The sequence below is a fragment of the Actinomycetospora soli genome (genome assembly GCF_021026295.1).
Taxonomy (GTDB): Bacteria; Actinomycetota; Actinomycetes; order Mycobacteriales; family Pseudonocardiaceae; genus Actinomycetospora; species Actinomycetospora soli.
This window is the reverse complement of the sequence record NZ_JAJNDA010000051.1, coordinates 1-9,778: the sequence shown is the minus strand read 5'-3', so window position 1 is coordinate 9,778 and position 9,778 is coordinate 1. Positions and strand designations below refer to the sequence as shown.

General features: G+C 77.7%; 9 protein-coding genes. All 9 read right to left on the bottom strand.

The genetic code is table 11. The annotated features are described in order from the left end of the window. Nucleotides 1-447: 447 nt before the first annotated feature. Entirely contained in the window at nucleotides 448-717 is a 270-nt protein-coding gene (locus LN037_RS31765) for a hypothetical protein (RefSeq protein ID WP_230761067.1), read from the bottom strand. Between the two features lie 722 nt (nucleotides 718-1,439). Further along, nucleotides 1,440-1,622 carry a hypothetical protein gene (locus tag LN037_RS31760; RefSeq protein ID WP_230761065.1) on the bottom strand — a complete coding sequence of 61 codons (183 nt, stop codon included), beginning with the start codon at nucleotides 1,620-1,622 and terminating at the stop codon, nucleotides 1,440-1,442. 66 nt (nucleotides 1,623-1,688) lie between these two features. After that, nucleotides 1,689-2,144, bottom strand: a complete 456-nt coding sequence (locus tag LN037_RS31755) for a DUF3846 domain-containing protein (RefSeq protein ID WP_230761063.1) — start codon at nucleotides 2,142-2,144, stop codon at nucleotides 1,689-1,691. Nucleotides 2,145-2,639: 495 nt separating this feature from the next. Then, complete coding sequence (locus LN037_RS31750; protein ID WP_230761061.1) at nucleotides 2,640-3,215, bottom strand: hypothetical protein; 576 nt, start codon at nucleotides 3,213-3,215, stop codon at nucleotides 2,640-2,642. A gap of 60 nt (nucleotides 3,216-3,275) precedes the next feature. After that, entirely contained in the window at nucleotides 3,276-3,803 is a 528-nt protein-coding gene (locus LN037_RS31745; RefSeq protein ID WP_230761069.1) for a hypothetical protein, read from the bottom strand. A 118-nt stretch (nucleotides 3,804-3,921) separates the two neighbouring features. Beyond that, on the bottom strand, nucleotides 3,922-4,956 hold the full coding sequence (locus LN037_RS31740; protein ID WP_230761059.1) for a hypothetical protein: 1,035 nt from the start codon (nucleotides 4,954-4,956) through the stop codon (nucleotides 3,922-3,924). A 603-nt stretch (nucleotides 4,957-5,559) separates the two neighbouring features. Then, complete coding sequence (locus LN037_RS31735) at nucleotides 5,560-5,883, bottom strand: hypothetical protein (protein WP_230761057.1); 324 nt, start codon at nucleotides 5,881-5,883, stop codon at nucleotides 5,560-5,562. Between the two features lie 92 nt (nucleotides 5,884-5,975). Beyond that, nucleotides 5,976-7,034 (bottom strand): DNA-processing protein DprA, encoded by a 1,059-nt coding sequence (locus LN037_RS31730; RefSeq protein ID WP_230761055.1) that lies wholly within the window; start codon nucleotides 7,032-7,034, stop codon nucleotides 5,976-5,978. A gap of 659 nt (nucleotides 7,035-7,693) precedes the next feature. After that, nucleotides 7,694-9,535 (bottom strand): ParB/RepB/Spo0J family partition protein, encoded by a 1,842-nt coding sequence (locus LN037_RS31725; RefSeq protein ID WP_230761053.1) that lies wholly within the window; start codon nucleotides 9,533-9,535, stop codon nucleotides 7,694-7,696. Between the last annotated feature and the right edge of the window lie 243 nt (nucleotides 9,536-9,778).

The following is a 9,778-nucleotide window of genomic DNA, read 5'->3' as shown; positions in this document are numbered from 1 at the left end:
CGGGCCGCCCCCAGGCGGCCCGAGCCCGTCCACGGCCCGGCCGGTCGGAGCCCCGCCAGGGGCGACACCGGCCCGACCGGCACCGCCCCGTCCGTCGGCCAGGGCGGGTCCTCGGACGCCCCCCGGGGCGTCCGACCCGCCACGGCCCCGGCCGGTGGGAGCCCCGCCAGGGGCGACACCGGCCCCTGAGGAACGGTCCCGGGCGCGCAGGCCGCCCCTGGCGGCCGGAGCGGCCGGGTCATCAATGCGCCCGGCCCCGGCGCGGCCCTGAGCGCCCCACCCCCACCGCTGGCCGGGTATCCCGAGCTCGAGCAGCACGCTCGCCGCCCGGTGTGTCCGCCCGCACGGGCGGAACACCCACCCACCTCGCCCCACCCACCTCGCCCGGCACACCGCGACGGCCCGCGCCGCGGGGCGGGCCCCTGGTGGGGCCCGCCGCAGGGCGAGTCAGCGGATGACGGGGAAGACCATCACCCCGGGTCGGCCGGCCATCTGCCCGCCGCACGCCGCGCAGCAGCGCTGCGGGTCGGTGTCGCGGGCCCACGCGGTCCAGGACCCGACGCGGTCGCAGCCGGCCAGCCCGACCTCGCACGCCACGACGTCGGGGACACCCTCGATCACCAGGGGCACCGGGCGCTCGGCAGCCGCCGTGCCGACCTGCTGGGTGGGCTGCTGGGTGGCCTGTTCGGTTGCGGGGGTCTCGGGCTGGGTGGTCATGGCCGCCTCCAGTGGGGGTGGGTGCCGGTGGGGACGCGGCCCCGCCTGGGGGCGGTGGGGGTGAGAGGGCCAGGACGCGCACGGTCCACCGATCGGGTGGTCCGACGCTCAGCCCGACGCAGGAGGGCTCGGACCACCCGCAGCGCAGCGATCGGTGCGGCCGGGCGCCCCTGGCCCGACACCCCCGGCGCCCCCACCGTCAGGGCGTCCTCTCCGGTATCCACCCACCCGGAGCCCCGCGACCACTCCCCCGCGGCGCCCTCGGCCGTCACACTCCGGACCACCACAACCGGGCCCCGCCTGGTCCTGGACCTCGAGGTGAGCGGGCCGCCTGCGACGGGCCGAGGCACGGGCCGGCCACCTCGCGGGGCCGGCGTGGTCGGGGCGGGTCCTCGGACGCCCCCCGGGGCGTCCGTCCCGCCGCGGCCCCGGGCCGGTCGAGCCCCGCCAGGGGCGACACCGGTCCCAGCGGGGCAGTCCCTCCGGGCGGGGAGGCCGCCCCAGCGGCCGGGTCCGCCCGGGGTCCGCCGCCGGGCCCGGCCCGGCGCGGCCCTGAGCGCCTCGGCCGGCCACCTGTCCTAGCGTGGGTGTCGGCGGCGGGTCTCCAGCTCGGTGGGCTCGACCAACCCGAGGGCGAGCAGCTCATCACGCCCGACGCGGATCACCTCGCCGCGCTCCCAGCCCCCGCGACGGACCGCGCGCTCGGTGGCCGCGATCCCGAATCACGCCGGGACGTAGCCCGGTTCCCCGGTGCGGGCTTGGTGGTAGGCCAGCAGCACCCCGGCCTCAGCCGGGTCCAGCTGCCGCGCGAGCCCGGCGACCGTCCACGGGATCGGGCGGGGCGGCCGCCGCCGCCACCGCGCGGCCATCCCGGCCACGCCGCGCGCCGGCTTCAGGGTCGACATGCTCGCGGGAGCCCGGGCCCGGTCCGCGTGTGCGGCGGGACCGGGCCCGGGTCGGGGTCGGTTGGATCAGGCGCCGTGGTGGTAGCGGCGGGCGTCAAACTCGTAGAAGCGGTGACCGTCGATCTCGTCGGGGCGGATCGGGCCCTCGGCGGCGCCGTAGAAGGCGACGGAGGCGAGCATGGTGGCGGTGGTGTCGTCCAGGCCGACGGTGTCGCCGCGCTCGTCGGCGCCGCCGGTGAGGACCGCCGGGCCGTGGTAGGGCTGCAGGTCCATCCCGTGGGCCCCGGCGACGCGGGTGGCCATGACGTTCGGGCTGGGCCAGCCGAACAGGCCCAGGTCGTTGACCCACATGTCGGTGCGCTCGTCGAGGCGCACCACGTCGAACAGCCCGCCGACCAGCTCGGAGAGCTCCTCCACCCGCTGGGAGGAGTCGCGGGACAGCCGCACGGTGGTGATGCCGCCGTCGGCGGGCAGCCACAGCGCGGTCAGGTAGTCGGGGCGGGCGATCAGCGGGTGGACCATGGCAGGTTCTCCGTCTCGGGCGACACGTGAGACGGGACGAGGAACCGGCGCCAGTCCCCTGAGGGGTCCGGCGACCCTGTCCTTCGCCCCGTGGGGCGCGAGTCGGATCGAGGGACCGGGGGCCGGTCCGCGCTCGCGCGGACGGTCGGGGGTTCCGGCTCCTCCGAACCACGTGACCCGACCGATCCCACGCCGCGCCCGCGCCACCCGAGCCGCACGGTCGGGTCACTGGTTCGGTGCGGGCCGGGTTCATCGACCGCTCGCCGGCCCCCGGGCCCTCAGACTCGGCACGCCCCACGGGGAGAAGAAAGACCAGCGCGAAGCGCCGCCGCGAAGCGGCGCCCGAAAAGGGCCCGAAGGGCCCCCGGGCCGCCCGGCCCTGAGGAGCCCCGACCCGCCGACGCCCGCCCGCGTCCTCCGGCGCGGGCACCGGAGGCTGGGCGGGTGGGCGGGAAGAGCACCCGCCGCCCGACCCCGCCCGCCGGCACCGGGCTCTCAGAACGGCGGGTCGTCCTCAGCCTCGTCCTGCTCCGGCTCGTGCTCGTGTTCGTGCTCGTGCTGGTCGAGCTGGAGGTCGTAGGGGACCGCGGCCCGGGCTTCGAGTTCGGCCTCCCATCGTCCGAGGGCGTTGAGGACGGGTTCTTCCTCTTCGTGGAAGCGGCGGGTCGCTTCGGCGTCTTCGCGGTCCTGGCGGACCTGCCGGTCGAGCTCGGCGCGCTCGGCGTCGGCGTGCTGGTCGGCGCGCCCGGCCCACCGGGCCTGCAGGGCGGCGTCGTCGCCGTGCTCGCGGCGCTGGGCCGCGACCCGCCAGCGCAGCTGGTCGGCGGCGGCGTGGGCGGCGTGCCGGGCCTCGCGCTCAGCTTCCTCGTTGCGCAGGCGCTCTCGCTCGCCGCGCAGGCGGTCGTCCTCGGCGCGCTCGGCGCCGGCAAGGCGCTCCAACGCGGCAGCGATCTCGGGTCGTTGGGCGAACGCGACCGCCGCCGCGGGCTGGTCGGGCTCCTCGCGGTCGGCGGGCGGAGTGGGCTGGTGGCTCTCGGGGCCGGAGCGGCGAAACAGGTCGAGCAGTCGCATGGTCGGGGGTCCTCTCCGGGCCCGTCGGGGCTCGTCGTCGGGCTGAGTGGGGGCGCGGGATCAGGGGGTGGCGTGCAGGTGGCCGGCGAGCTGCCCGGCGAGGGCGGTTGCGAGCGCGCCGCGGGCGGTGGCCTGCGCGGCGGCCACCGGGTCGTCGGCGGCGAGGGCGGTGTCGTGCTCGGTCTGGGCCCGGTCGGCAGCGCGGTCGGCGGCGAACATGCGGCGGGCGAGTTCGCTGTCGTGGGCGAGAACGGCGTCGGGGGTGCAGCAGCGGGCGCCGGTGTAGTGCAGCCAACCCTGCTCGAAGGGGTCCCAGCCGATCGCGCGGGCGCAACGCCGGCAGGGGGTCGCGAGCAGCACCGACATCGCGTAGCGGGTGGGCTGGTGCTCCTTTTGGGTGGTCACCAGCAGCCCGAGCACGGTCGCGACGACCCGGGCCCGGTCGCGGGCGTCGAGTTCGGGCAGCTCCATGTCCAGGGTCTCCGCGAACACCCCGGCCAGGGTCGGGTCGGGCTGGGGCAGCAGCCGCAGCGGTGTCGGTCGCGTCGTCGGTCGGGTGGTGGGGTTCGGCGTGGGGTTCTTCGGCATCGCGGAGCGCTCCTGGTGGTCGCGTGGTGCGGGGGGTGGTGGGGCCCGGGGCCCGGCGCGGCTCGGTGGCTCACGCGCCGGGCGCCGGGACACCCCGTAGGGCGGGTCAGCGGGCGGGTCAGCGGGCAGCGGCGTGGGCGGTGAGCTGGTCGGGGTGGTGCTCGTCGTGGCCGTGCGGGGCGTGCTCGTCGCACTCGGCGCAGCACGGGAAGCCGCCGTCGCGGCAGACGGTGTGGCGCTGGGCGTCGTAGGACTCCCCCGCCGCCCGGGGCGCGGGGACCGGCAGCGCGTCCGGTCCGGCCGGGTCCGGGTCGCCGTCGGGGGCGGTGATGGTGATGCCGAGGGCGGTGAATTCGGCGGCGCGGCGGGCGGGGGCGCCGGGGTCGCCCGGGTCGTCGCAGGCGGCGGCGGTGGCGGCGATGAGCACGGTCGCGGCGGTGGCGACGTCACGGGTCAGGCCGTAGGCGTCGGGGGCGCCGGTGAACACGACGGGCCCGTAGATGCCGCCGTGCACGCCGAAGCTGGCGGCGGTCACCGAGGCGGCGGGGTTGATCGGGTGGTGTTCGGCGCCGTCGAGGTCGAACCACATGTCCAGGTCGTGGTCGGCGCGGTCAAGGCGCAGCACCCCGAGTCCCGCGCATACCGCGTCGGGCTGGTCGGGTCGAGCGGTCCAGATGCGGTGCGGGACCCCGGCGAGGGTCGCGAGGGCCTGCGCGCGGGCGCGGTGGCGGCGGGTGAGCAGGTGTGGGCGGACCCGGCCGTCGAGGGTCACGCTGACCGCGACGATCCCGGGGTCGGGGACCGGCTGCCGGGTGCCCGGGATGATCGGGGTCGGCTCGGCGAGCGCGTCGGGGTCGAACTCGGCGCGGGTGGCGACGTCGCGGTGGGTCTGTTCGGTCGTGGGCTTGGTGTCGTCGGGGAGGTCGAGCAGGCGGGTTGGGGCCAGCGCGGTTCCGGCGGTGGTGAGGACCAGCGACCAGAACGGGGTCGGCCACCCGGCGGCGGTGGCGGTGGTGAGGTCGGTGACCGGTCCGGCGTAGCCGTGGGCGTACTCGCGGTCGTACTGGTCGCGGCTGATCTCGCGGACCCGCCCGCCAGGGGTCGGGGTCGCGGCCTGCGGGACGGCGCCGGTTGGGGTGCTGGTGCTGGTCATGGCGGGGTCCTCCGAGCTGGGGGCTGCGGCCGGGACGCGTGACGGCGCCGGGGTGGTGGCGGTCCGGCGGCCATTTCCTTCGTCCCGTGGGGCGAGGAGTCGGAGCAGAGGGCGGCGGGGTCGGTGGCCGGAGGCCACGGGCGGGGGTTCCGTCCCTGGCCCGAGCAGGTGGCATCGCCGGAGGCGACCCCGACGTAGGAGGGGCTTGTGTCACCGGCTCGGTCGTCGGGGCGGGTTCATCGCCCGCTCGCCGGCCCCAGAGCCCTCAGACTCGGACGCCCCACGGGAAGAAGGATCGAGCAGGGGGCGCGCCGCGCAGCGGCGTCCGCGTCGGCCCGAAGGGCCCCTGGCCGCCCGGCCGTGAGGAGCCCTGCGCAGCCACCGCCCGCCCGCGCCCACCGCCGGTCGGTCTCCGCGGCGGGGCGGGTGGGTGGGGGAAGCACCCGCCGGCCGAGCTCCGCCGCCGGCACCGAGCGCGCCCGCGGCCCGCGCCGACACCTGCCCGCCGGCGGGCGACGTGCTCGAGGTGCGCCGGTCGGCGCGGGCCGCGGGCGTCGCACCCCGTCGGGGTGCGACGCCGCACGGGCCGGGGCTGGTGTGCGGTCAGGGCAGGAGCCCGGCGCGGCTCATGGCGAGGTGGAGCCGGTAGCGGTGGTGCGCCGGGGCGTCGTCGCCGAACACCGCGCGGGTCGCGGCCCACGCCGCCTGTCTCCGCTGGTAGTCCGGGCTGGGGGCGGCGTCGACGCCGACCGCGACGGTGAGGTGGTCGTAGGCGGCGTACACGGCGCGGGCGGCGGTGAGCGCGAGCCGCATCTGGTGTTCGGTCAGGGGCGGGGCGTCGCCGGGGGTGTCGTAGTGGGCGAAGCGCTGCAGTTCGGCGGCGCGGTGGGCCGGGGCTCCGGGCCACGACGGCGGCCCTGGGCGCACCCGGGCCGAGTGTCGGCGTCCGGGGCGGCGCCCCGACCCTGGGCCCCGGCATGGTGCCGGGGGCAGGGCCGGGCACGGCCGGTGGGCCGTGGTCACTGGTCGCTCGCCGGGGCCGCGCCGGACGCGCCCGCCTCGAGCGCCGCGCGCTGCTCGGCGGTGGTGATCTCGCCGTGCACGTCGTCGACGCTGCCGACCAGCCGCGCCCAGGGCTCGCGGGCCAGGCGGTGCGCGCCGACCGAGGTCTCGGAGGTGACCGGGCCGGGCACGGCGAGCACCGGGAAGCCGTGGTCGCGGGCGTCGCAGGCGGCGTGCTGGGAGCTGCTGCGGGCCGCGGCCTCCACGATCAGGGTGCCGCTGGTCCCGAGCCCGGCCATCAGCCGCAGCCGACCGAGCATCATCGCCCGCGACGGGAGCGTCCCGGGCAGGTACGGCGTCACCAGCGCCCCGCCCTGCTCGGTGACGGCCTCGAACAGCGGCGCGTGCGCGGCCGGGAACATGCGGTCGATGCCGCCGGGCAGCACCACCACCGGCGCCCCCGCCGCGTCCCCGGCGCCCACCCGGCGGGGGGTGGCGGCGGTGCTCAGCGCGCCGCGCAGGGCCTCGCCCTCGATGCCCAGGGCGCCGCCGGTCACGATCCGCACCCCGGACTCGGTGAGCTGCGCGGCCCAGTCCCGGGCGACGTGCAGCCCGTACGCGCTCGCGGCCCGCGAGCCGGTGACGACCAGACGGCGACCGCCGGTCAGTGGGGCGTCGCCCCGCACCCACAGCCCGAGCACCGGCGCCGACACCGTGAGCGCACCGTCGGGGCGGGTCCAGCCCATCACCGCCCGCTCGGGGAACCCGGGGTCCTCGGGGACCAGGAACCGGGCGCCCAGCGCGGCAGCGGTGGCGAGGTCGGCGGCCGCGCGGTCACGGTCGCCCGCGGCGACGGTGGCGCCGTAGAACAGACGCGCCCGGCGGGGGTCGTCGCAGACCTCGGCGACCGCCGCGACCGGGCCGAACTCCGCCACCAGCGCGGCAACCTCCGGGTTCGCCACCCCCCGACACATCCGGGCGAGCAGCGCCCGCGCGTAGCGCACCGCGTCGCTCGCCGGGATTCGCGGAGCCGCGGGGGTACCGCCGGTGTTGGGGCTCGTGGTGTGGGTGGTCATCTCTGGTGTCCTCCTGGACTCGCCAGACGGGACGGGGCTCGGGAACTGCGCCGACCGGCTGGTCGGGCTGCCATTTCCTTCTCCCCGTGGGGCGAGGAGTCGGAGCAGAGGGCAGCCGGGGTCGGTGGCCGCAGGCCACGGGCGGGGGTTCCGGCTCGCCCGGACGATGTGGCCCCGGGGTCAGCCCGAGGAACGAGGGCTCGGGGTCACTCGGGCGGGCCGGGCCGGGTTCATCGGCCGCTCGCCGACCCCAGAGCCCTCAGACTCGGACGCCCCACGGGGAGAAGGATCGAAGAAGGACGCGGCGCGAAGCGGCGTCCGAGAAGGCGCCGAAGGCGCCCCTGGCCTCGCGGCCGTGAGGAGCCCCCACCACCCACCGCCCGCCCGCGCCCACCGCCGGAAGGCGTCTGCGGCGGGGCGGGTGGGCGGGAAGAGCACCCGCCAGCCGAGCTACGCCCGCCGGCCCCGGGACGCGCCCGTGGCCCGCGCCGGCCACCACCCGACCGGCGGGCGGGGCGTCCGAGGTGCACCGGTCGGCGCGGGCCGCGGGCGCCGCCCGCGACAGCGGGCGCAGGGGCTCTAACCTGCACACGACGGGGGCCCGCCACCCGGGGTGCCTCTTACACCCCGGGCGGCGGGCCCTCGGCCTGTCCGGTCGGCTACTCCTCCCCGCCCTCGCCCTGCTCGTCGTGGTCCTCGGCCTCGTGGTCCTCGACGTCGTGGTGGGCAGCGGCGGTGGTGGCGGGGTCGAATACCTCGGCGTCGGTGACGGGCTGGCCGGTGGCGTAGCGCTCGATCGGAGACCGCTCGTAGCCCCAGAGTTCGAGCTGGTCGAGGTAGCGGACCAGCCCGGCGTCCGCGCGTTCGAATCCTGGGCGGTCCAGCGCCCAGCGCCACATCTGCCGGTTGGTCTCGCCCTCGATCGCGCCGAGCACCATGCCGAGGGTGAGCACCGCTGAGCGGGCCTCGCTGGCCCCGGCGGCGAGCTTGCCGATCCGCTCGTGGTCGGCCGGTCCGGCCAGCGGCCGGTCCGCTGCGGCGGGGGTGGGGCACAGCAGGTCGGCGGCGGTGGCGTGGCCGCGCTCGGCGGCCCGGCACACGGTGTAGCGGTCGGTCAGGAACGCCGACGCCACCCAGGCGTTCGCGCCCTTGGGCGGGGTCTTGCGGGTCAGCAGTTCGGACAGGAACTCCCGGCGCGCCGTGGTCGCGGCGTCCCAGGCCTTGTTCCCGGCGATCACCCGGCGGCGGTGGGCCTTGGCGGCCTCCTGCTCGGCGGTGGCGCGCGCGGCGGCCTGCTCGGTGGTCTCCGATCCGCGCGGGGCCGGGTTCGTCTTGCGGGGCGCGGGCAGGGTGCGCCCGCTGCGGGCCCGGTGCCCGTATGCGGTCGGGTCGGTGCAGACGAACACCGCGACGATCCGCGAGCCCCGCGCCGGGCCGCCGTAGTTGGGCGTCAGGTACGCCGCGTGGCCCGGGCAGCCCGCGTGCTCGTCCGGGGTGATCGCCGGGGGCATCGCCGCACCCACCGGCCCCCGCGCCGGGACGACCGCTGCGAACTCGTCCAGCTCGTCCAGCTCGTCCAGCTCGTCCAGCTCGTCGAACTCTTCGTCCGGGTCGTCGGCCTCGCCCTGGTCCTCGTCGCCCTCGCCCTGGTCCTCGTCCTCGGCGCCGGCGCCGGCGCCGGCGTCGGCGCCGGTGGGTTCGGGGGCGTCGGTGAGGTCGGTCAGCTTCTCGATACCGCTGCCGTAGTCGGGGCGCTCGATGATGGCCACCCCGGCGGCGTCGAGTTCGGCGATCAGGGCGATGCGGGCGGTGGCCTCGGCGCGGTCGGCGCGCAGCCGGGCGGCGGTGTGGGCGAAGCTGCCGTAGCTGCCGCCGCCGGTGTGCCCGATCGCGCCCAGGAGGGCCTGGTAGGCCTCGGGGTCGTCATCGAACTCGGCCAGCACGGCGGCCTGCTCCAGAGTCATCGGGACCGCCGCGACGGCGTCGCGGACCTCCGGGCTCTCGGCGGCGCGCAGCGCTGCGACCACGTCGCGACGCCGGGCCTTGGTCGCGGTGGCGATCTGGCCGGGGCTGCGGCCCAGGGCGGCGAGGTCGGCGAACGCGGTGAGCTGGTCAGCCGTGCTCAGACCCTGCCGGACCTGGTTCTCGACGTACTGCGCGGCGATCCGCGCGGCTTCCTCGGCGTCGGCGTCGCTGGCCCCGACCGGGCCGACGATGACCGGGACGGTCGCGAGGTCGGCGAGGATTGCGGCGGTGGTGCGCCGGTGCCCGAACCGCACGCGGGCGCGGCCGTCGTCGGTGGCGACGGCGATGATCGGCTGCAGCACCCCGTGGGTGCGCACCGAGGACACGAACTCGCGGTCGGCGCTGGTGTCGAGACGGATGTTGCGGTCCATGAGCAGCGTGCAGGGGTCGAGGTGCTGGACCCGGTCGGGGTCGGCCACGACCGGGCCGGACTGGACGGTGATGGTCTTGGTGTCGGTGTCGGCGGCGATGGTCATCGCTGGTGTCCTCCTGGGACTCGTCGCGAAGCTGCGGGGACGAGCAGGAACCGGTGCCGGTGCCCTGTGGGGGTCCGGCGACCCTTTCCTTCGCCCCGTGGGGCGCGAGTCGATGAGAGGGACCGGGGGCCGGTCCGCGCTCGCGCGGACGGTCGGGGGTTCCGGCTCCTCCGAACCACGTGACCCGACCGATCCCACGCCGCGCCCGCGCCACCCGAGCCGCACGGTCGGGTCACTGGTTCG

What these genes read in the sequence shown, in the direction of transcription:
- LN037_RS31755 (WP_230761063.1), bottom strand. Translation starts at nt 2,144, where the DNA reads ATGGTCCACCCGCTGATCGCCCGCCCCGACTACCTGACCGCGCTGTGG.
- LN037_RS31760 (WP_230761065.1), bottom strand. Translation starts at nt 1,622, where the DNA reads ATGTCGACCCTGAAGCCGGCGCGCGGCGTGGCCGGGATGGCCGCGCGG.
- LN037_RS31730 (WP_230761055.1), bottom strand. Translation starts at nt 7,034, where the DNA reads ATGACCACCCACACCACGAGCCCCAACACCGGCGGTACCCCCGCGGCT.
- LN037_RS31750 (WP_230761061.1), bottom strand. Translation starts at nt 3,215, where the DNA reads ATGCGACTGCTCGACCTGTTTCGCCGCTCCGGCCCCGAGAGCCACCAG.
- LN037_RS31765 (WP_230761067.1), bottom strand. Translation starts at nt 717, where the DNA reads ATGACCACCCAGCCCGAGACCCCCGCAACCGAACAGGCCACCCAGCAG.
- LN037_RS31745 (WP_230761069.1), bottom strand. Translation starts at nt 3,803, where the DNA reads ATGCCGAAGAACCCCACGCCGAACCCCACCACCCGACCGACGACGCGA.
- LN037_RS31740 (WP_230761059.1), bottom strand. Translation starts at nt 4,956, where the DNA reads ATGACCAGCACCAGCACCCCAACCGGCGCCGTCCCGCAGGCCGCGACC.
- LN037_RS31725 (WP_230761053.1), bottom strand. Translation starts at nt 9,535, where the DNA reads ATGACCATCGCCGCCGACACCGACACCAAGACCATCACCGTCCAGTCC.